14 protein-coding genes and 1 tRNA gene are annotated in these 22,794 nt (G+C 68.8%); 5 read left to right on the forward strand and 10 right to left on the reverse strand.

The window, feature by feature from the left end:
• The first annotated feature begins 438 nt into the window (after positions 1-438).
• Together ACMATS_RS08420 and ACMATS_RS08425 are read left to right on the forward strand one after the other, a co-directional pair.
• A complete protein-coding gene (locus tag ACMATS_RS08420) occupies positions 439-11,019 on the forward strand; it encodes a LamG-like jellyroll fold domain-containing protein (RefSeq protein WP_414167510.1) in 10,581 nt (3,526 codons plus the stop codon).
• Positions 10,997-11,527, forward strand: a complete 531-nt coding sequence (locus ACMATS_RS08425) for an SMI1/KNR4 family protein (protein ID WP_391156474.1) — start codon at positions 10,997-10,999, stop codon at positions 11,525-11,527. The genes ACMATS_RS08420 and ACMATS_RS08425 overlap by 23 nt, the downstream gene beginning before the upstream one ends.
• A 144-nt stretch (positions 11,528-11,671) precedes the next feature.
• Here ACMATS_RS08425 and ACMATS_RS08430 read toward each other — a convergent pair whose 3' ends face one another.
• From ACMATS_RS08430 to ACMATS_RS08445, 4 genes are all read right to left on the reverse strand, one after another.
• Complete coding sequence (locus ACMATS_RS08430; RefSeq protein WP_414167511.1) at positions 11,672-12,838, reverse strand: agmatine deiminase family protein; 1,167 nt, start codon at positions 12,836-12,838, stop codon at positions 11,672-11,674.
• A gap of 20 nt (positions 12,839-12,858) precedes the next feature.
• A complete protein-coding gene (locus tag ACMATS_RS08435; protein ID WP_414167512.1) occupies positions 12,859-13,968 on the reverse strand; it encodes an agmatine deiminase family protein in 1,110 nt (369 codons plus the stop codon).
• A gap of 39 nt (positions 13,969-14,007) precedes the next feature.
• The gene (locus tag ACMATS_RS08440) at positions 14,008-14,565 is read right to left on the reverse strand and encodes a TetR/AcrR family transcriptional regulator (RefSeq protein WP_414170678.1); all 558 of its coding nucleotides are present in this window, start codon (positions 14,563-14,565) and stop codon (positions 14,008-14,010) included.
• Positions 14,566-14,648: 83 nt separating this feature from the next.
• Entirely contained in the window at positions 14,649-15,281 is a 633-nt protein-coding gene (locus tag ACMATS_RS08445; RefSeq protein ID WP_414167513.1) for an ABATE domain-containing protein, read from the reverse strand.
• Between the two features lie 81 nt (positions 15,282-15,362).
• Here ACMATS_RS08445 and ACMATS_RS08450 point away from each other — a divergent pair, with 81 nt between their 5' ends.
• Complete coding sequence (locus ACMATS_RS08450; RefSeq protein ID WP_391156540.1) at positions 15,363-16,142, forward strand: MBL fold metallo-hydrolase; 780 nt, start codon at positions 15,363-15,365, stop codon at positions 16,140-16,142.
• 202 nt (positions 16,143-16,344) lie between these two features.
• Here ACMATS_RS08450 and ACMATS_RS08455 read toward each other — a convergent pair whose 3' ends face one another.
• The 4 genes from ACMATS_RS08455 to ACMATS_RS08470 all read right to left on the reverse strand — a co-directional run bounded on the left by ACMATS_RS08455 (position 16,345) and on the right by ACMATS_RS08470 (position 18,656).
• Positions 16,345-16,824: an RICIN domain-containing protein gene (locus ACMATS_RS08455; RefSeq protein ID WP_414167514.1), complete on the reverse strand. Its 480-nt coding sequence runs from the start codon at positions 16,822-16,824 to the stop codon at positions 16,345-16,347.
• 85 nt (positions 16,825-16,909) lie between these two features.
• Positions 16,910-17,389 (reverse strand): RICIN domain-containing protein, encoded by a 480-nt coding sequence (locus ACMATS_RS08460; protein WP_391156465.1) that lies wholly within the window; start codon positions 17,387-17,389, stop codon positions 16,910-16,912.
• Between the two features lie 48 nt (positions 17,390-17,437).
• The gene (locus ACMATS_RS08465) at positions 17,438-17,926 is read right to left on the reverse strand and encodes an RICIN domain-containing protein (RefSeq protein WP_391156463.1); all 489 of its coding nucleotides are present in this window, start codon (positions 17,924-17,926) and stop codon (positions 17,438-17,440) included.
• A 250-nt stretch (positions 17,927-18,176) separates the two neighbouring features.
• Positions 18,177-18,656 (reverse strand): RICIN domain-containing protein, encoded by a 480-nt coding sequence (locus ACMATS_RS08470; RefSeq protein ID WP_414167515.1) that lies wholly within the window; start codon positions 18,654-18,656, stop codon positions 18,177-18,179.
• A 357-nt stretch (positions 18,657-19,013) separates the two neighbouring features.
• On the opposite strand from ACMATS_RS08470, the gene ACMATS_RS08475 reads away from it, so the two are divergent.
• A complete protein-coding gene (locus ACMATS_RS08475) occupies positions 19,014-19,460 on the forward strand; it encodes a hypothetical protein (RefSeq protein ID WP_414167516.1) in 447 nt (148 codons plus the stop codon).
• A gap of 6 nt (positions 19,461-19,466) precedes the next feature.
• Here the strand turns inward: ACMATS_RS08475 and ACMATS_RS08480 are convergent.
• Positions 19,467-19,554, reverse strand: a tRNA-Leu gene (locus ACMATS_RS08480).
• A 106-nt stretch (positions 19,555-19,660) separates the two neighbouring features.
• On the opposite strand from ACMATS_RS08480, the gene ACMATS_RS08485 reads away from it, so the two are divergent.
• Positions 19,661-20,980 (forward strand): DUF2254 domain-containing protein, encoded by a 1,320-nt coding sequence (locus ACMATS_RS08485; protein ID WP_414167517.1) that lies wholly within the window; start codon positions 19,661-19,663, stop codon positions 20,978-20,980.
• A 29-nt stretch (positions 20,981-21,009) separates the two neighbouring features.
• Here ACMATS_RS08485 and ACMATS_RS08490 read toward each other — a convergent pair whose 3' ends face one another.
• A complete protein-coding gene (locus ACMATS_RS08490) occupies positions 21,010-22,584 on the reverse strand; it encodes an aldehyde dehydrogenase family protein (protein WP_414167518.1) in 1,575 nt (524 codons plus the stop codon).
• Positions 22,585-22,794: the final 210 nt, after the last annotated feature.

Below are 22,794 nucleotides of genomic sequence, written 5' to 3' on the forward strand. Positions count from 1 at the left end.
TGGCCGCCCTGATCGCCACGTCCACGCTCCTCCTGTCCGCCCAGCGCGAGGAACCGGCAACGACCGAAAGGCCGGACGCCCTGCACAACCGGCTCGCCACGCTCGGCGGGACGCTGTTCGTAACGGTGCCGGACATGAGGTCCTCAGCCCGGGCCGAGCAACTCGGCCACCGAGGTGCCGTACACGTGACGCCTTTCCCAGCGCCTGGGGTCCCTGCGCGGACGCGGCCCATGAGGTGCAGCCCCATGCGGCGGTGACACCGGAGCAACAGCCTGTGGACCTGGACAGGGTCGCCCAGGCTTGTCCGATTCACCACGAAGCGCATGGGTATGCCAACAACTTTACTTGAGTAAAGATCACATCACGTTGTAGACATGACAAGCTTTTGTCCAACTCCTAGGGATACTCGTGCGTTTTTCACGCTCTATAGCCTTTGTCATGGCTCTGACCATGGCCGTGCTGTGCGGGACCGAACAGGTCGCGCTGGCTCTCGGTCAATGGGCAAGCCGAATAACGTCCGGACGAGATCCGGGCACCCGACCCGACCAGCGCTGGGGCTCTGCCTCCGGGCACGGCCACCGGGCCCCCGCCGGAGCCACCGAGGCAGCGGCCCGGGGCGGCCACAGCAGCCCGCTGGAAGCTCCCGGCCAGCTGCCTCAGGAGCACCGGCTCACGCCCAAGGAACTCCGCGGCACCCCGAAAAAGCCCGTCATGGGCCCCGTCGAAGCCGTCAGGGCCCCTGCCACCCCGGCACCCCGCGGCTTCTCCGCACAGCACAGCCAGGAGATACCGTCCGCACGGCAGGAGCGGCAGCGCACCTTCCGCAACGAGGACGGCACCTACACCACCCGCTACTACGACGAGCCGGTCAACTTCCGGGGAGCTGACGGCACCTGGCAGGCCATCGACCCCACCTTGGTCCGGCCGGGCCAGGGCACCCGTGACACCGGCGCTGCGGGTCCCCTCTGGCAGACCCACTCGACCGCGGCCGGCATCACCTTCGCCGCCGCGGCGGACGCCGACCCGGTGCTGAGCATGAAGCTCGCCGACGGACCCGTACTCGGATACGCCCTCGCAGGCGCCGCCCACACCACGGGCAAGACCGACGGCAACCTCATCGCCTACCCCGACGTCCGTCCCTCCGCGGACCTCCAGTACGTCGCCGGCAGCAGCTCGGTGAAGGAGACGCTGGTCCTCAAGAGCAAAGAGGCGCCCACCGAGTGGCGTTTCCCGCTCCGCACGGACGGGCTCACCGCCGGGCTGGACGAGCACGGCGCGGTCGTCTTCAACGACAAGAACGGCCGGCAGCGCGCCCGGATCCCCGCGGGCTGGATGGAGGACTCCCGCCACGACGAGCACGCCAACCAGGGCGACATCTCCTCGGGCGTCCGCTACCGCCTGGAGAACGACAAGGGCCGCCAGGTCCTCGTCGTTTCCCTCGACAAGGACTGGCTGGCCGCGCCGGAACGCATCTTCCCGGTGAAGGTCGACCCCTCGGTCAACGGCGTCGACGGCACCTCCAGCACCTACGTCCAGACCCCCTACAGCCAGGACTTCTCCGGCGACACCATCCTCAAGGCCGGCAGCTACGACGGCGGCACGCACAAGGCCGCCTCGTTCCTGCGCTTCGACGGTGTCGAGAACTCCTTGAAGAACGCCTGGGTGCTCGGCACCCGGCTGTCGCTGTACAACACGTGGTCGTACTCCTGCGACGCGCGGCCGGTCACGGTCCATCCGATCACCTCGAACTGGTCCGCGTCCTCCGTGGCCTCCTGGCCCGGCCCCGACACCGGGCCGTCCCTGGTGTCCCGGAGCTTCGCCCACGGCTGGCGACCGCCGGACACCAACTCCTGGGCCTGCGACCCCGCCTGGGAGTCCATGGACCTCGGTTCGGACGGCCGGCAGCTCGTCGACGACTGGACCCACGGACGGAAGAAAAACTACGGCCTCGCCGTGAAGGCGTCCGACTCCGATGCCAAGGCCTGGAAGCAGTTCGGCTCCGTCAACTACCCGAACGGCAAGCCCAGCCTGGACGTCACCTGGACCCGCTACGGGGCCGCCTACCAGCTCGGTGACTTCACCGCGCCGGTCACCGCGACCACCCAGGGCTCGATGAAGGTGACCGTCACCAACCAGGGACAGGACACCTGGACCAAGGGCGGCCACATCCAGCTCCGGTACAACCTCTTCGACGCGTCGGGCAAGGAGATCAACGACACGTCGCACATCGTCTGGACCCCGATGCCGCAGGACGTGGCTCCTGGGCAGAGCGTCACGCTCGACGCGAAGATCGCGCCGCTGCAGCCCGCGGACTACACGCTGCAGTGGACCATGGACGTCCTCGACGGACCGCGGTTCACCACCGAGGGCGTACCCGGTCCGGCCATCAAGTTCGCGGCCGTGAACCTGCCGCCGCAGCTGACCGCCGAATCCCCGGCCGGCGGCGCCGTGCTCTCGTCGCTGACCCCGACCCTGTGGGCCGCGGCCACCGATCCCGACCACTCGCCGAACGGCACTCTGCAGTACACCTTCGAGATCTGCGAGGTCGAGGGCAAGGACGCGCGCAAGAACTGCCGCAGCGGCACGCGCAGCACGTCCCAGCAGTGGACCGTGCCCAGCGGCTGGCTCTCCTGGAGCAAGTCCTATGCCTGGTACGCCTACGCCTACGACGGCAAGGACAGCTCGGCCCGGCCCGATGCCGCCTACTTCACCACCCAGGTCGCCCAGCCCTCCGTGACCGGGCGCCTCGGCGGTGACGGCGGACACGAATTCGGCACTCGCGCCGGCAACTACTCCACCGCCGCCACCGATGCGGCGATCCCGACCGTCGGCCCCGAACTCTCGGTCGTCCGCAGCTACAACTCGCTCGACCCGCGCACCGACAACGTCTTCGGCGCAGGCTGGTCGACCCGCTGGGACATGAGCGCCGTCGCCGAACCCACGGGCAGCGTGGTCGTCACCACGCAGGACGGCAGCCGCATCCGCTTCGGCCGCAACGCGGACGGCACGTACGCCGCCCCGGCCGGCAGCCCCGTCACCCTCACCGTCGTGACCGGCGGCGGGTGGGTGCTGCGCGACAAGTCCGCCGCGACCTACTCCTTCGACGCCTCCGGGCGGCTCACGAAGATCGTCGACGGTGCGGGCCGTGAGCAGCACCTGACCTACACCGGCGGTCGGCTCACCGAGGCCCGGGACATGCTCTCCGGCCGGACGCTGGCCTTCTCCTGGACCGACGGACGGGTCGCGTCGGTGAGCACCGGCCCGGCGGACTCCGGCAGCACCGGCCTGACGTGGACGTACGCCTACACCGGCGGCCGTCTCACCAAGGTCTGCCCGCCCGGTGCCTCCGACAAGTGCACGGTGTACGAGTACGGCGACGGCTCGCTCTACCGCAGCATGGTCCTCGACCAGAACCCTGTGTCGTACTGGCGCCTCGGCGAGAACACGGGCCCCGTCGCCACCAGCGACGCCCCCTCGGCCACCGGCCTCAACCAGGCTCTCTACCGCGACGTGAAGCTGGGCGCATCCGGCGCGATGTTCGGCACCAGCGACACCGCCGCCTCCTTCGACGGGACCGACTCCTACGTCGAGCTGCCCGAGGACACGATCCGTACCTCGACCCTGCTGACGACCGAGCTCTGGTTCAAGACCGGCAAGCCCGGTGTCCTGGTCGGCTTCCAGGACCGCCGCCTCACCGACGGCCAGCCCAACGACTGGACGCCCACCCTGTCCGTCAACTCGGCGGGCAAGCTCGTCGGTGAGTACTGGACCGGTCACGTCCAGCCGATCGTCAGCCCGGCCTCCGTCAACGACGACACCTGGCACCACGCAGCACTCACCGCAGCCGGCACCACGCAGTCGCTCTATCTCGACGGGGCGTTGGTCGGCACGCTCGACGGTGTCATCGACCACCGCAAGCAGTCCTTCACCTACCTCGGCGCCGGCTACTCCAGCGCCGCGTGGGACGGACAACCCGGCGGCGTACGGCACTTCACCGGCCTCATGGACGAGGTCGCCGTCTACCACCAGGCCCTCGACGCCACCACGATCGCCGAGCACTACCGCGCCCGGGCGGCGTCGGGCCGGCTGACCAAGGTCACGCTGCCCTCGGGCCGCGTCCATGCCACCGTGTCCTACGACTCCGGCACCGGTCGCGTCACGCAGACAACGGACGAGAACGGCGGCACCTGGAAGGTCTCCGCGCCCGCCTACTCCGCCGGTTCGGCCGGCTACGCCGACGCCGTGCGCGCGTCCGGTCCGGTCGAGTACTGGCGCCTGGGCGACCGCAGCGGTTCCACCGCGGCGAACGAGATCGCGGGCGGTGCGGACGGTGCGTACCGCGACGGAGTGACGCTCGGTGCGGCCGGGGCGTTCGCCGACGGCGACAACGGCGCCGTGACCCTCGACGGCGGCGCAGGGGCGGTGCAGGTCCCGACCGACCCGGTGAAGGGGGCCGACGCGCTCTCCTTCGAACTCTGGTTCCGCACGGGCAAGTCCAATGGCGTCCTGCTCGGCATCCAGAACGCCGACCTCGGTTCGACCCCGACGGACTGGAACCCCAGCCTGCTCGTCGACGCCGACGGCAAGCTGCGCGGCCAACTCTGGCACGGCGGTTCCTGGAAGCCGATCACCTCGGCGTCGCCGGTCACCGACAACGCCTGGCACCACGTCGTGCTCACCGGCTCGGCCGCCGGCCAGGTGCTCTACCTGGACGGTGCCAAGGCCGGCAGCCTGGACCTGTCCTCCAAACCGGAGACGCTCGCCCGCGCCTACCTCGGCGCCGGCTACTCCAGCGAGGGGTGGGACGGGCAGAAGCCCGGCACCCGCTACTTCACCGGCCAACTCGCCGAAGCCGCCTTCTACACCAAGGCGTTGACCGCCGGCGACGTCGCCGCGCACTACCGTTCCCGGACCGCCCTCGTCTCCGGCGACGGCGCCCACTACCGGGGTACGGTCACCGCGGACGCACCCACCGGCTACTGGCGTCTCGACGAGTCCGACGGCACCACGGCGCACAGCCAGACCGCCGCGTACGCCGGCAGCGGCACGTACAGCAAGGCAGCCCTCGGCACCACCGGTGCCTTCGGACCGGGCGACGACACCGCCGTCACCCTGAACGGCGACGGCTCCGTCGAGATGCCGTACCGCATCATGGGCGACACCCCGGCCATGTCCGCCGAACTGTGGTTCCGCACGGCCAAGCCGAATGGCGTGCTCCTGGGTCTCCAGGACGTGCCGCTGGGCTCGACCCCGAAGGACTGGAACCCGAGCCTGCTCATCGACGCCGACGGCAAGCTGCGTGGTCAGCTGTGGCACGGCGGTACGGGAAAGCCGATCGTCTCGCCTTCCCCGGTCACGGACAACGCCTGGCACCACGTGGTCATCACCGGATCACCCACCGGCCAGTCGCTCTACCTCGACGGCACGAAAGCGGGTGACCTCAGCGAGCCGTCCAAGCCGGAGACGCTCGCCCACCTCTACCTCGGCGCCGGCTACTCCAGCGAGGCGTGGGACGGGCAGAAGCCCGGCACCCGCTACTTCACCGGCCAGCTCGACGAGTTCGCCGTCTACCCGAAGGCCCTGACCGAGGACCAGGTCGCCGAGCACTACAGCGCCATGCGCCACTCCAGCGCATCCTCGCTCACCTCGACCGTCACGGTCACCGACCCTGCCGGCGGCACCCGCAGCGTCTCCTACGACGCCCTCCGCGGTCAGCGCCTGCTGGCGGCGACGGACGCGGAGGGCGGCCGGACCACGTACGCGTACGACACCGGCGGCTTCCTGCACACGGTCACCGACCCGAACGGGCACACCACCGTCACCGGCCATGACGCGCGCGGCAACACGCTCTCCCGAACCACCTGCCGTGACGTGCGCTCCTGCTGGACCTCCTTCACCGACTACTACGTCAACGACAAGGACCCGCTCGACCCGCGCAACGACAAGCCCACCGCCGTCCGCGACGCCCGCTCCACGAGCGCCACGGACGACCGCTACCGCACGTCGCTGACCTACACGGCGCTCGGCCTGCCGGACACCACCGTGCTGCCCGACGGCCGCAGGTCCACGACCACGTACACCACCGGTCAGGAAGCCGCCGTCGACGGCGGCACCGTGCCCGCCGGGCTCGTCCGTACCGTCACCACTCCCGGTGGTGCCGTGACCACGTACGACTACGCCAGCCGCGGCGACCTCGCCCGGACGACGGCCCCCTCCGGGCTGATCACGCGCTACACGTACGACGGCATCGGCCGCAAGCTCTCCGAGACGCAGGTCTCCGACAGCTACCCGCAGGGGGTGACGACGGCCTTCGCGTACGACGCCATGTCGCGCGTCGTCGCCGAGACCGGCGCCACCGTCAAGAACGAGATCACCGGCGCCACGCACACGTCCCGCACGTCGCGGGAGTTCGACCCGGATGGCAAGCTGCTGACGGAGTCCGTGGAGGACCTCACGGGCGGCGACGCCAAGCGCACCACCACGCACCACTACGACGACCACGGACTGGAGGACAAGGCCACCGACGCCGAAGGCAACGCCACGGCCTACGCCCACGATGCGTTCGGCCGCACATCCGGCACGACCGACGCCCTCGGCACCGGCTACGCCTTCACCTACACGCCCGCCGGCCGCCAGGCCACGACCGTCCTCAAGGACTGGAAGGGCGACCCGTCCGGCACCGTCAAGGACCTGGTGCTGGTCTCCAACTCCTACGACCCGGCGGGGCGTCTCGCGAGCACGACCGACGCCATGGGCGCCACCACCGCGTACGCCTACTACGACGACGGCACCCTTGCGACGAAGACGGCCAGGGCGGTGACGCAGGCGGACGGCAGCAAGCACGACATCGCGCTCGAAGCCGACACCTACGACGGCGCCGGCCACCTGACCCAGCGCACCACCGGCGGCGGTGCGACCACCGTCACCAGCGACGTGGACGCCACCGGCCGCGTGACCCGCAGCGTCCTCGACCCCAACGGGCTGAACCGCTGGACCCAGTTCACCTACGACGACGAGGACCGGCCGGTCGAGCAGAAAACCGCGCTCACCGACCAGCGCTCCACCTACGACAAGGCGGGGAACCTCCTCACTCGTACTGCCGCTGACGGCGACAACACCCGCACGGTGACGTACGCCTACGACCAGCGAGGCCTGCGCACCGCCGCAACCAGCCCGCGCGGCACGGGCAGTGGCACCGACGCCACCGCCTACACCACCACCTACCGCTACGACCCTCTCGGCCACCTCGTGGAGCAGGACGCCCCGCAGGTCCAGGCCGAGAAGCCGGGCCAGGCGCCGACGGCCGTCAAGCCGTCCACGCTCACCGGCTACGACACCTTCGGCGAGGCAACCGAGTCCCGCGACCCGAACGGTGCGGTCACCCGTACCGCCGTCGACCGGCTCGGCCGCCCGACCGCCACGACCCTGCCCGACTACACCCCGCCGGGAGGCACCACCCCCATCACCGCCGTCGCCCGCGTCTCCTACGACGCGCTCGGCCACCAGGCGACCTCCACCGACCCATTGGGCCGGTCCGTGACCTACACCTACGACCAACTCGGCAGCCTCGTCCGGAAGTCGCTCCCGGTCGGCAGCCTGCTCGACCGCGCGCAGACCTCGCCCCTCGACGACAAGTCCGCGCGCTTCACCTGGACGCCCACCGGTCTCCAGCTCTCCGCCACCGGCCCCACCGGCGCGCGGACCGAGGCCACCTACGACGAGCTCGGCCGGCAACTGACCGCGACGACCGTCGAGCGCTACCCGTCCCCGGTCAACCTGACCACCCGCTACACCTGGGACGACGCCGGTCACCAGACCGCGTCCACCAGCCCGGCGGGCCGGGTCACTTCGGCCACCTACGACGCGGTCGGCGAACCGCTGACCCTCACGGCTCCCGGTGGCGGCACGACGAAGCTCGCCTACGACGCGCTCGGCCGCAAGACCGACGTCACCGACGCCACGGGCCGCAGGAGCACCACCCGTTACGACGCCTTCGGCGAGGCTGTCGGCACCGCGGACTACGGCACCGGCGACACCGCACTGCGCTCCACCGCCGCCGAGTACGACGCCGACGGCAACCGCACGTCCGTCACGACGGCGGCGGGGGCGAAGACCACCGTCACCTACGACGCCCTGGGCCGCGTGACCCAGCGCGTGGAGCCGGTGGCCGACGGCAAGTCCATCACCGTGGCCTTCGGCTACGACGCGGCGGGCCACCGCACGCGCCTGACCGACGGCCGAGGCAACACCACCACGTACTCCTTCACGCCGTGGGGTCTCCCCGAGTCCACGGTCGAACCCGCGACGAAGGACCACCCCAAGCCCGAGGACCGCACCTGGACCACCACCTACGACGCGGCCGGCCAGAGCGTGTCCGAGCTGCTGCCCGGCGGCGTACAGCGCAACCGCACGTACGACGTCTACGGCCAGCTGAACAAGGAGACCGGCACCGGAGCCGACGCCGACACCACCGACCGCACCCTCACCCACGACCCCCTCGGCCGGCTCACCGCAGCCGGCTCGGGAGACCTCCTCAACCAGAACACCTACACCTACAACGACCGCGGCCAGCTGCTCACCAGCGACGGCCCCGCCGGCAAGTCGGCGTACACGTACGACGACGACGGCAACATGACGTCCCGCACGGACAAGTCCGGCACCACCACCTACGCCTACAACGACCAGGGCCGCTTGGCACGCACCCAGGACGCCGTCACCGGCGCCCAGACCTGGACCGACTACGACGCGGCGGGCCGCCCGGCCCAGGAGCAGTACGCGACGAAGCCGGCCGCAGGCGCGAGTGACTGGGCCGTGGGCGCACGACGCACCTACGCCTACGACCCACTGGGCCGTTTGACCACGGACAAGGTCACCAACGCCGACGGCAAGTCCGAGGTCATGTCGACGACGTACGGCTACGACGCCGACGACCGTCTCACGGCCAAGACGACGAGCGGCACGGCAGGTTCGGGGACGAACACCTACGCCTACGACCAGTCCGGGCGCATGACGTCCTGGACGGCCGACGGCAACACGACGACATATGCCTGGGACGAGGCGGGCAACCGCATCAAGGCGGGCGACGCACAGTCCTCGTACGACGAGCGGAACCGTCTGATCTCCGACCCTTCGAGCCACTACTCCTACACCCCCCGGGGCACCCTCGCCTCGGTCGACCCCGGCAACGGCGGGGCCGTCCGCAAGCTGCGCCACGACGCCTTCGAGCGCCGCATCAGCGACGGTGACGCGACGTACGTCTACGACTCCCTTGACCGCGTCAAGCAGCGAGGAGACACCACCTTCACCTACGACGGCGGCTCGAACTCCCTGGTGTCCGACGGCTCCAGCACGTACAGCCGCCTGCCCGGCGGGGGCGTGCTCGCCAGCACGGACGGCACCACCGCCCAGCGCGCCGTGACGGACCGCCACACGGACGTGACGGCCGGCCTCACCCCCGACGGCACCAAGCTCGTGGGCTCCACGTCCTACGACCCCTTCGGTGTCGTCCGCAGCAAGAGCGGTGCGCGTCCGTCGCTCGGCTACCAGTCCGGCTGGACGGATCCGAAGAGCGGCGACGTCAACATGTCCGCCCGCTGGTACCAGCCGGGCACCGGCCGCTTCACCTCCCGCGACACCTGGCAGCTGGACCCGTCGCCTGCGGCGCAGGCGAACCGGTACGGGTACGGGAACGGCTCGCACCTGAACGGGACGGATCCGACCGGGCATTGCTTCTGGGACCTGTGCATCGGTGAGGCCGAGGGTGCCCTGCTGCTGGGCACTGCCCTCATCGGAACATGCGCACGCTACTGCAGTGAGCTGTCCCACAGCATCCGTAATGCCTGGGACTCGGCGACCGAGGACGATACCGACTCGGGTACCGACTACTCCAGCAACGATGCAGGTACGACAGATTGGGCCGACGACCCCGACGGCGCCGCCGACACGGAAGAGGCATATCGGCTGGAGCGGGCGGAGGCCGATGAGGCTGCATCCGAGGACGAGGGGAGCAACGACGGCGACGGTAACGGCGACAACGGCTCCGACGACGACGGCTACTACCGCGGCGACGACGAGGGCAGCTACGACGAGCCCTCCTACCGCTCCGAATACCGTGAGAGCGGCCGCCTCCGCACCCGCCCATCCCGCCCCCCGCGCCCGCGCATCGAGCAGAACCCGAACCGCGGCCTGCACCCGAGGCCGGCCCCGGCGCGACCGCCGCTGAAGCCGGACTGGGAGCCGGGCGGGGGCGGTTGGAAGGCCGGCGACGTCGTCAAGGTCGCCCTCACGGCGGCGCGGATCCTGGACATGTTCCACAGCAATACGTACCACCCCCATACCCAGGGTGGTCATGGGGCGGCAGGTCCTGGCATGGATGCGCTGAGGAACATGTTCCCGGGCGAACAGATCGATCCCGACCAGGGAGGCGGTTCAGGAGCTGATCCGACGAGTCGACGTACGCGTAACTCGTGTTCCAGGGACTTCCCGTCCAAGGACCCCGGGTACTACTACGCTCCCATGACGCGGTTCGGTCCCGGTGACGAGGACTGCCGGGCCACCGGCGCCATCGGCGAGATAACCTCGAGCACTGTGCGCGCCGGCCTGAAGAGGCGGGACCCGAAGTGGAAGCCGTCGGGGTTCGATGAGATCAAGCAGGAAACGGCGGGTACGGTTGCCGGGCGGCCGCACAACGCGGCAGCGCTCCACTTGATCGCAGACAACCTGGGCGGTGCTCCCTACACCCTGCGGAACTTCGTGGCCGGCTACCAGACGCCGGCGAACACTCCGCACATGCGCTCCCTCGAGTACGACGCAGAGGTGGCCGCGAGCAGAGGCGAGTCGATCACCTACGGAGTCCTGCCCATATACGGGGACGACAGTCGCCCCGCCATCCCGACCGAAATTCGTATCAAGGCCGTTGGAGACGGGGGCTACCGATTGGACTGTTCCGTGTACAACACGGCCTCCGGCGGCTACTCGTGCTCTGAAAGGAGTTCTGGTGGACCTATCTCTGTTCGGTGATGTTCTCGGGATGCCCGGAATGAATTCCGACGTGTCAGCCGACTGGTCCCGCTTCGAGCAGCAGGTTGGCCGACACCTTCCGGTGGACTACAAAGAGTTCGTATCGGCCTACGGGCCATGTGAGATCTTCGGTGACCTGTGGGTCTGGCACCCCAGAGCCGACGTCCTCAACCTTCCTGCGGCAATGGACCGTGTGCTCTCGGAAGCCAATTTCATGCGCAGTCAGTTCCCCGAGAGCTACCCGTACGCACTCCACCCGGACCCGAACGGCCTGATCCCAGTAGCCGAGACCGAGGCTGGAGCAATCGTCTGTCTGGCGCCGCCCGGGCCTGACAGGGACAGTTGGGCAACGGTCGTCGGTTGGCGCTCTTCGTGGAGTTACTACGACTACGGGTTCTGTGAGTTCCTTCTGAAGGCCCTCACAAACGATCTGGAAGAACCCTTCTTCCACGAGAGCGTCCTGGAAGATCCCGGAGTTCGTTACCAGGTGGTCGGTCAACTCGCCTGAGTGACTCTCAAGATGCCCCTGTCGTCCCCCTTCTCAGGGGATGGCAGGGGCATCTGCATTCAGCCCCGTTCCCTGAGCTTGGCAGCAAGCTCGCGTCCTCGACCCGGAAAAATGCACCCCTCATTGAACGCGGCATCGCGGCCGCTACGCGACCGGCTTGCCGGGCTGGTCGTGGGTCGAGCAGTGGATGCCGCCTCCGCCCGAGGCGATGGTGTCGATCTTCACCTGCACGATGTCGCGCTGGGGGAAGTGGTCCTGCAGAACCCCTTTCGCATGGTCGTCGGCCTTGGCGTCGCCGAAGCGGGGCATGAACACCGCACCGTTGGCGACATAGAAGTTCGCGTAGGTGGAGACGAAGGCGTCGCCCCGGCCGGTGATCCTGTCGAGGTCGGGCTGGGGCAGGTCGATGACTTCCAGGGACTTGCCGCGAGCGTCCGTGGTGTCCTGGAGCACCGACCTGGCCTGGTCGGCTGCGCGGGACCAGACGTCCGGGGGGCTGCCGGGGAAGGCGCGGTCCACGAGGACGACTCCCGGCGCCGTGAACCGGGCGATGCTGTCGACGTGCGCGTCGGTGATGTCCTTGCCGCGCACACCGGCCAGCCAGATCACCTTCTCGATGCCCAGACTGCTCTTGATCTCGGCCTCGATCCGGTCGCGGCTCTTCCCCGGGTTGCGGTTCTCGTTGACCACCGAGCTCTCGGTGACCAACAAGGTGCCCTCGCCGTCCGTCTCGAAGGAGCCGCCCTCGGCGACCAGCTGGGCCTTGGCGCGCGGGATGTCGTACTTCCCCAGCAGGAGGTGGCCGGCCTGGGCGTCGTTGGCGTGCTCCTGCTTGTTGCCCCAGCCGCTGAAGTTGAGGTCGACGCCGAGGACGGCCCCGGAGTCCTCGACGAACAGGGGGACGGTGTCGCGCGCCCACAGGTCGTCGACCATGAGCGGGATCACCTCGACCTGGGAGCCGCAGGCCCGCTGGGCCGCGGCCTGATGCTCGGGGCGGGCCATCAGCACCACGGGCTCGTACTCCGCGACGGCACGGGCCACCCGCGCGATGTCCTCGCGCACGGACGGCAGTTGATCGCCCCAGACCGACTCCAGGGCAGGCCAGGACATGAAGGTGCGGGTGTGACTCTCCCACTCGGCACCGAACCGGCGGCCCTTCTGCTTCCGGGGGGACGACGAGGAGGCGGGGGCAGCCGGATTGTCGCCCGGACTGCAGGCCACGGCGCCGAGTGCGAGGGCGCCGATGCCGGCGAAGGAGCGCAGGACGTTGCGGCGGGACACAGGGGAATGAGGCACAGAGAACTCCGGCATTCAGCTGACGGGCCTGAGGGCTACGGAATGGGTTCATGCATGGTGGAGCAGTGGATTCCACCGCCGCCGTCCATGAGACGGTCGACGTCCAGCTGTACGACCTGGCGTCCAGGAAATGCCTCGGCCAGGGTGCGGCGGGCCGCGTCGTCCTTCCGTGCGTCGCCGAACTGCGCCGCGATGACCGCGCCGTTGACGAGATGGAAATTGAGGTACGAATCCACGAACGCCGAACTCCGCGATCGCACGGTGTCCGGCCCCTCCACACGGATCACCTGCAGGCGCCGCCCCTTCGCGTCGGTCGCGGCCGACAGAACGGCGAACTGCTCACGCGCATCCCGGGCCCAGACGTCGTTCCGGTAGTCCGGAGGAACCTGCACCATGACGACGCCGGGTCCGGCGAAGCGGGACGTGACGTCGATGTGGTCGTCGGTGATGTCCCGGCCCCGGACGCCGGGAACCCAGATCATTTTCTCGGCCCCGTACGCCGCCAGGACCTCCCCTTCGATCTCGTCCCGGCTCATTCCGCAATTGCGGTTCTTGTTGACCAGACTGCTCTCGGTGGCCATCACCGTGCCGTCGCCGTCGGTCTCGATCGCTCCGCCTTCTCCGACGAAGCCCGCCTCGCTGATGGGGATCCCGTTGAATTCGGCGACGCCCCATGCCACTTCGGCGTCATCGCGGTGCGTCTGCTTGCGACCCCACCCGTTGAAGTTGAGGCTGACGGCATCGAGATGTCCCCGGCCGTCACGCCGGAAGACGGCACAGGTGTCGCGCATCCAGAGATCGTCCGTGGGGATCGAGCCGATGACCGTCACCCCTGGCCCGCAAGCGGCCCGGGCGGCCCGGGCGGCGGTTTCGTCCGGCGCGCACATGATGACGGGCTCGTATGCCGCGACCGTGCGGGCGATGAGGGCGATGTCCTGCTGGACACCTGCCAGCCGGCGGCCCCAGACGGACCTCCGGGACGGCCAGGACATCCAGGTCCGGGTATGCGGAACGTCGTCGGCCGGCACGCGCCACTCGTTCATGGGGGGCTCCACATCGCATCTCGCCGCTGCGCCCTGCACTCTGGCACTGACTGAATTTTCAGTCAACTTGATCGTCAGGCAGGTTGCGGCTTTGCCGTGCAAGGCAACGGAAAACGGAACGGAAAACGGAATCGCCGGGGCCTACCGGCCCCCCAGCCGCTCCAACTCCGCATCGACGGCGTCCAACACCAACGCGCGGGCATGCCGCAGGGGCAGGATGCCGCCGAGCCAGCGCATGCTGAGCCCTTCCACCAATGCCGTCAGCCGCTCGGCGGTGATGGCGAGGTCGGCGGCGGTCGCCATGGGGCGCACCCGGCCGAGCAGATCAGCGATCTCCTGGACCCAGATCAGCGTGGCCTTGGCCAGGTCCTCCCGCAGGTGGGGCTCGAAGATGGCGCTGGCGCGCAGCTCTCCCCATGCGGTGCTGTTCTCGCGGACGGTCTCGTCGTCCTGGAGCTCCAACAGCAGGGTCTGTTCCAATGCCTGCCGGGGCTCGAGCGGGGCGGCGTCCGGATCGCGCCCGGTGGTGTAGCTCCCGGCGCGGTCGTTGATGAACTCCAAGGTCTGGCGCAGGATGCCTGCCCGGTCCTTGAAGTGGTAGTAGATGAGCGCCGTGGACACCCCGGCCTCGGCAGCCAGCTCCTCGACCCGCAGTCCGCGGACTCCGCGCCGGGCGATGACCCGCGCGGCCGCCTCCATGATCGCTGTTCTACGGTCGCTCACGGTCACCCAGCTTAACCAGCCCTCGCGCGCGGCTTCCCCCGGATGGGCTGACTGGAATTTCAGCCAGTAGGACGGTCAGTAGGGCGGCGCGTGCGGCGAGCGTAGGCGCGGGCCGCGCGGGCGCGGTCGCCGCAGCGCACCGAACACCAATGGCGGCGGGCGTGGGTGCGCAGCAGGTAGCGCCGGCAGGGGGGCGAGTCGCAGGCGGCGAGCCGCTCGGCGTCGGGGCCGGTGAGCAGGTCAGCGGCGTCGGCGGCGAGGACCGCGAGGGCGTGGTCGACGATCCGGTCGGTGGGGTGCGCCTGGACCCGGTGCAGGCCCTGCGCAGGATCCCAGCGCAGCAGGGCGGCCGCGGGGGCGCGGGTCAGTGCATCGTTGACGGCGCGCAGCGCCTCGTCCGGCGCGGGGAGGGCGTCGGTCCGTGAGGCGAGCAGCGCCCGCAGCTGATCCCGCAGGGCGCGCAGCCGGGCCACGCACACCTCGTACAACTCGACGTCCGGCGGCGCGAGTTCGCGTTCGGCCAGCCAGCGCGCCGCCGCCTCGGGCGAGCCGAGCAGGTCCAGGAACTGGCCGCCCGGAAGGGCGAGCGCGGTGTTGGCGAAGTCGAGCGCACGGTACTGCTCCGCGCCCGGTGCGGGCGGCGGGGCAAGGTCGGCGGGCTCGCTGATCGCGGTCTCCTTCATGCCTCTCATGCTAACCATTGCAGTTTTCCGTGAGACTCGACTACCGTGCCTCACGGAAAACTTCCCGTTTACCGTGAGGATGTGGATGCGATGACCAAGGCCGGCACCCCCACCGAGCAGACGACCCCCGTCAGCGTCTTCGGCGGTCCGACCGCCCTGATCGAGTACGGCGGACTGCGGTTCCTCACCGACCCCACCTTCGACGCCCCGGGCGAGTACCCCAGAGGCAACGGCCACGTCCTCACCAAGACCGCCCCCGCTGCCATCGACCCCGCCGAACTCGCCCCGGTCGACGCGGTCCTGCTCTCCCACGACGAACACCCCGACAACCTCGACCACTCCGGCCGCGCCCTGCTGGCCGGCATCCCCCTGACCCTCACCACCCGCGGCGGCGCGGCACGCCTCGGCGGCACCGCCCGGGGCCTGGCCCCCTGGGAGACCGTCGACCTCCCCCGCCCCGACGGCGGCACCCTGACCGTGACCGCCACTCCCGCCCAGCACGGACCCGAGGGCTGCGAACCCGTCACCGGCGAGGTGATCGGCTTCGTCCTGACCGCCCCCGACCTGCCCACCGTCTACGTCAGCGGCGACAACGCCTCACTGGACGTGGTCCGGCAGATCGCCGACCGTTTCGCCCCCGTCGACACCGCCGTCCTCTTCGCCGGCGCCGCCCGCACCGCCCTTTTCGACGGCGCCCTGCTCACCCTCGACAGCACCCGGACCGCCGAGGCCGCCACCCTCCTCGCCGCCCGCCGAGTGATCCCCGTCCACTTCGACAGCTGGGGCCACTTCACCGAAGGCCGCACTCACCTGATCGACGCCTTCACCGCGGCCGGACTGCTGGACCGCTTGGAACCGGGGGCGGTCTGAGCCACGGTCGGACTCCGCACGGCCCCCTGAGTCGACCGGGCAGCCGGCCCTACCTGCAGACGGACGGGTACTCAAGAACGCCTGAGACGACAAAATGCCCCGCACGTCCGACTGGACGTGCGGGGCGTCACCTCATTGGTATCGCGCTGTTCGCGGTCAGTCGGTTCACGCGATACTCAATACCGGGCGGCTCATCGGAATCCTAGGTCCAGCGCTGGTAACTGCCGCCGTTGTCGGGCTTCGTGTACACCCTGCCCGCGTCACTGCTGTCAAGAACGAGGCCCGTCGCAACGTTGATGAGTCTCCATTTGCCGGATGGAAACTTGGTTACATCCCACATTTGGTAATCACTCTTGTTGCACGGATTCAGGTAGACCTTGCCGCCGTCGCTACTGTCGAGGCAGCGGTCCAGAAATGAAAACCGATAGATGCCTTGCCCCCAAGCGTCTTCTCTGATGGCATGCTCGGTCCATGGACGACTGGCATTGCAATCGCTCATACGTGAAGTGAAAACTTCACTCGATCCGTTATGGTTCAGACACCTGCCGGTGGCCACGTTTCTCCATGACACCTTCTCTCCGTCACGGGCGGAAGCCTCACCTGAAACCCCGACCACCGCCAGCGGGGCTATGACCGCGGCAATCGCCAGACGGTCCAGCACCCTCTTTTTGATGTTCTTCATGCTCTTCCCCCTCTGTAAGCACTACGTTGGACAGGTCGCCCCTGAAGAGGCCGCGCCAATCCGGGGCGGGCGGCTCACCCGAGCGCTAACGCCAACGCTGGTACCTTCCGCCGTTGTCGGGCTTCGTGTACACCTTGCCCCCGTCGCTGCTGTCGAGAACACGGCCCGTCTCGGCATTGGTGAGCTTCCACCCAGTGGAGGTCTTCGTTTGCCTCCACTTTTGATAATTACTGCCGTTGCACGGGTTCAGGTAGACCCTGCCCGCATCGCTGCTGTCAAGACACAACAAGCGACCAGGCCCCCCGTTCCCCGTGTGATACGTCAGCGTATAGATATTGCCCCCATGCTCGTACTCGACCCAGTAGGCGACGCACCCCTTCATATCCATGGTGAAAACGTCATGCTTTTGGTCATGCGCCAGGCATCGACCGGTGGCCACATTTATCCACGGAACGCGTTCGCCATCATAGGCGAAAGCCTCGCCTGAAATTCCCACCACTGCCAGCGGAACTGCGGCCGCTGCAGTCGCCAGACGGGCCAGCACCCTCTTTTTGATGTTCCTCATGCCCTTTCCCCCTTCTGCAAGCACCACGTCGGACGGGGCGTCCGGATGCTAGGTCCAGCGCTGGTACCTTCCGCCATTATCAGGCTTTGTGTACACCTTGCCCCCGTCGCTGCTGTCGAGAACGCGGCCCGTCGCGACATTAGTGAGCTTCCACCCGATGGAGGTCTTTACTTGCTTCCACTTTTGATAATTACTGCCGTTGCACGGGTTCAGATAGACCCTGCCCGCGTCACTGCTGTCAAGACAGACATCCCCCTTGAAACCACTCGCTGAAATCCGATAGACCCCTTGCCCGGAAGAGTCTTCACGGATGGCATGTTCAGTCCATTTGAAGCCGTCGGAGCAATCGCTCTGAGGCATAGTGGAAACTTCATGACTTGCATCATGCGTCAGGCATCGGCCGCTGGCCAGATTTCTCCACGTCACCTGCTCGCCATTACGGGCAGAAGCCTCACTTGAAACCCCGACCATCGCCACCGGAACAACGGCCGCAGCGGTCGCCAGGCGGGCCATCACCCTCTTCTTGATTTTCTTCATACCCTTCCCTCTCTCGACCAACGACAAGTTGGCCTCACCCCCCTTTACGTAGCGTTTCAATGCGCTTGACTCGCAGGAGATCTGACGGACCGACACCGGCAGTCAACTCCTCCCGTACGTAAGGCTGAAGGCGAAAATCCCCGCCGGTCCAACCGGACAGGCGGGGCTTCGTTACATCGGCATCGTTGCGATTCGCGATCAGTTGGTTCGCGTTCGCGATACGGTCAATACCGGGCGGTTCGCCTGAATTCTACTTCCAGAGCTGGTACGAGCCGGTATTGATGGGCTTCGTGTACACCTTGCCGCCGTCGCTGCTGTCAAGAGCCTTGTTCGTTGCAACGTTGATGATCTGCCAGCCCTTGGAGGTCTTGATTTGCCGCCACATTTGGTACTTACCCCCGTTGCACGGGTTCATGTAGACCCTGCCCGCGTCGCTGCTGTCGAGACACAGCTGGTCCTTCCCGGCTACATGCCATGCCATCCGGTAGGTTCCTTGCCCGGAAGAGTCTTCGCTGACGGCGCGATCGGTCCAGCCCCGAGAGCAATCGCGTGAAGTGAAAACGTCATGCCTTCCGTCATGGTTCAGGCACAGGTCGGTAGCCACGTTTCTCCACTTCTCCGTGTCGCCATCACGGGCGGAGGCCTCGCCCGAAACTCCAACCACCGTCAACGGAAGTGCGATTGCGGCAGTTGCCAGACGGGCCAGCGCCCTCTTTTTGATATTCTTCATGCCATTCCCCTTCTGTCAGTACCGCGTTGGACGAGGCGCCCTGAAAGGGTCGCACCAACCGGCGAGAAGTGGATCTTAATCGTCCTTTACGCCGCCTTTCAACGCACTTGACCTTCAGGCTTGCTGATTGGCTGATAACTATCGGTCGATGAGTGACGCATGCAGCCCGCTTCCGTTGGGCTGTCTCGCCGTCAGGGAGTCCTACGTGCAGCAGCTCGAACGCCTCGGCTGCCTTCGAGTTCTCCACGCGCTGCGTGACCTCGCCCGCGTCCTGGAGCGCGGCCACCAGGCCAAGAATCGCTTCCTGCAGGAAGCCGGGGACGCAGAGGGCGACCAAGGGCCGCGGCAGCGGCGGCAATGCTGTACAGCCGGACCGGATGCTCGCGCGCCGGCTCGAAGGGTCCGGCGACCCTGCCGCATCTGAGTGGCGAGCTGTTCGCCGTCCTGGAGCAGGAGCCAGCCAAGGGCCCGGCCGCACACGGATGGCCAGACCAGAAGTGGACACTGGACGGCGGAATGACCGCGGCGGCGCCCGACGCCTGGCTCGCGTTCGAAGACGAGGCCAGGTTCTCGATGGCGCCGGCAAAAGCCCGCACCTGGTCCCGGCGCAGGATCACCCCGGTTATCTGCATCCGCGGCAGGTCCCGCAGACACATCTCCATTGCAGCCCTTGTCGGTCACGCCGCCGGTCGCGGAAAGTTCGAAACGCACTGGTCACGCTGCTGGTTACGCTACTGGTCACACTGGCCGCCGAGCCGGCCCGGGAAAACAGAAAAACCCCAGCTGAGCTGGGGTTTCGTCTGATCTTGCTGGTGTCCGAGGGGGGACTTGAACCCCCACGCCCGATAAAGGGCACTAGCACCTCAAGCTAGCGCGTCTGCCATTCCGCCACCCGGACTAGGTGTTTGTCTCTGCGGGGTGTTCCCCGCGGCGACATGGATAACTCTATCAAGGTTTCGGAGTGCCGTTGACCAGCACCTTCGCCGCAGACATAAGGTCGGTTTATGGGCAATGACGGACACTCCTCCGCATCGCGGCGCGTGCCGCGCCCCCTGTCGCCGTTGCGGGAGCACCTGCGGGACACGTTCTGGTTCGCGCCGACCGTCGGGCTCGCCGGTGCCGTGGTGCTGGCCTCGGGGGTGCTGGAGGTGGATCACCTGCTGATCCGGACGCTGCAGGAGGACGGGGACTACGGCGACGTCGACGCACTGATCAAGATCGCGAACGACGCCAAGACGATCATCGGCACCGTGGGCTCGGCGATGCTGACCTTCGTCGGTGTCGTCTTCTCGATCTCGCTCGTCGCCCTGCAGATGGCTGCCGGGCAGATGACGCCGCGCGTGGTGCGGCTGTACGTCCGCAGCCGGGTCACCAAGTGCACATTCGCCGTGTTCCTGGCGACGTTCCTGTTCGCACTGCTGGTGCAGGCGTCGTACGAGGGGAACACCGATCCGCGCACGGTGACGACCGTGCCGTTCGTCTCCGCGATCCTCTGCGTGCTGATGGTGCTGGTCAGCCTCGGGCTGTTCGTCGCGTACGTGAACTCCACGCTCCGGCTGATGCGGGTCGCCCACGTCATCGACCGGATCATCCGGGAGTCCTTCCGGATGCTGGACCGGCACGTACGGACCGTCCCGGGCGCCCCGGACCTCCCGCCCGCCGGAGCGGAGATCGTGCACCGGGGGCGGGCCGGGGTACTGCGGGACGTCCACATCACGCGCTTGGTGCGGGTGGCCCGCCGACACGGCGCGGTGCTGCGGCTGATCCCGCGGATCGGCGACTACGTGGTGCCGGGCACCCCGGTGCTGGCCGTGCACGGCGGGACGGTGCCGCCACCGCGGGCGCTCCGCTACACCGTGTCGGTGGGCGTGGAACGGACCTTCCACCAGGACCTGGGCTTCGGGCTGCGGCAACTGTCCGACATCGCCCAGCGGGCCCTGTCCCCCGCCGTCAACGACCCCACGACGGCCGTGCAGTGCCTGGACCGCATCGTCCAGTTCCTGGCGGCCATCGCGGACCGGCCGCTGGGCTCGCTGCACCACCACGACCGCAAGGGCACCATCCGGCTCGTACAGGACCTGCCCGGCTGGACGGACCTGGTCGACCTCGGCTTCACCGAGATCCGCGGTTGCGCCACCGGCCAGCCCCAGGTGACGCGCCGTCTGATCGCCGGGCTGGACGACCTGCTGCACCTGGCGCCCGAGGAGCGCCGCCCGCCGCTCGAACGGCACCGCGCGCTCCTGGCACAGGCCGTGGAACGGGAGGTGCCGGAGGCGCCGAACCGCGCCTTTGCCCTGCTGCCGGACCGGCAGGGGATCGGCTGAGCCGGCGGGGCCGTCTCACGGCATCAGTCTCAGGGCATCAGGTGGTACTCCGGGAAGTTCCCCGGCACCCGGTCCTCCCCCGGCCCCTCCGTCACCGCCCGCACCAGCAGCTCTCCTCCCACGAACGCGCCCCGCCACGACGCCCCGAAGCCGCCGAAGAGCTCCTCGCGGTCACCCCGCGAACGCGGCACGCCGTGGCCCACCTTGAAGGCGCGGATCTGCGGGGCGAGGCGCTCGTGCACCGCAGGGTCGTCACAGGACAGCGTGGCCACCAGCGCGCCGTTGCTCGCGTTCATCGCGGCGAGCAGCTCGGCCTCCGTGTCGACGAGGACGATCGTGTCGACGGGCCCGAACGGCTCCGCGTGGTGCAACGGCGACGCCGGAGGCGGGTTGAGGAGAGTGACCGGAGGGACGTAGGCCCGGGTGTCCTGACCCGGCAGGAAGCGGCCTTCGTCGAGCGTGCCGCGGTGCAGCGGAACGGCGCCGCGATCCACCGCCTCGTCGATCTGGGCCCTGAGCTCCTCGGCCTTGGCCGCGTTGATGAGCGGCCCGAAGTCCAGCTCGGGCAGCTCGTCCGCCGGGTCGTCGACCGCCAGCGGATGGCCGAGGCGCACGGACCGCACGGCCGGCAGGTACACCGCCAGGAACTCCGCGAACGCGCTGCGCTGCACGACGAAGCGCGGGTAGGCCGTACAGCGCTGCTTCGCGTAGTCGAACGTCTTGCGGATCTGCGGAGCGAGGGCGTCCCAGGCGGTGAAGTTCCAGATGCCCCAGGCGTTGAGGCCCTCCTGCTCCAGGATGTGCCGCTTGCCGAGGTCGGCGACGGCGGTGGCCACGCGGGCGCCGGTGTCGCGGCCGCCGACGAAGGACACGCAGCCGATCTCCGGGGCACGCACGAGCGCCTCGGAGAGCTCGCCGCCGCTGCCGCTGACCAGCGTCAGCGGCAGGCCCTCCCGGGCCATGAGGGCGGCGGCCAGGGTCAGACAGGACAAACCGCCGTCCGTGGGCGTCTTGGCGATCGCGGCGTTGCCGGCCAGCATCTGGACGAGCACGGCGTGGACGAGCACGCTCATCGGGTAGTTCCAGCTGGCGATGTTGCTGACGGGGCCGGGCAGCGGGGTGCGCCCGGCGAGCATGCCGTCGATCCCGTCGACGTACCAGCGCACGCCGTCCACGGCCCGGTCGACGTCCGCCCGGGCGAGCCGCCACGGCTTGCCGATCTCCCAGACGAGGAGCAGGGCGAGGAGGTCGCGGTGCTCGGCGAGGGCGTCGAGGGCGGCGCCCACCCGTGCCCTGCGTTCGGCGAGCGGCAGGTCGCGCCAGGCGCGGTGCTGGTCCAGGGAGGCGCGCACGGCGTGCCGGGCGGTGGCCCGGTCGAGGCGGGGCGGGCCCGGGACCGGGGTGCCGTCGACGGGGGTGGCGGCGGGCAGCGGACGGCCGTCCAACTGCCAGGCGCCGTTCCAGAGGTTGAGGACGCGGTCGTCCCGGAAGGCCTCGGGGGCGACGGCCCGGCAGCGCTGCCAGGCGGTTGCCCATTCGGTGCCGGGTTTCAGGACGCGCGGAATGCGCGGAACGTGCGGGACGTGCGGAAGGGTGGGTGCCATCAGGATCTCCGCTCTCGGTGCACGATCGGGTCGTTCGGGGCGGGGAAGGTGGCGCTGTGGTGCTGCGGTGCTGTAGTGCTGTGGTGCTCGCCGCTTGCTACCGAACGGTAGCCCCGGTGCGGGCTGCGCGAAGGGTGCCCGGCTCCGATGAGGCCCAGGTCACGTGAGACGGTTCTTCCGACACTGCCGCCAACGCGCACCAGGACTGAT

The sequence above is a fragment of the Streptoverticillium reticulum genome (assembly GCF_047456005.1).
GTDB lineage: Bacteria > Actinomycetota > Actinomycetes > Streptomycetales > Streptomycetaceae > Streptomyces > Streptomyces reticulum.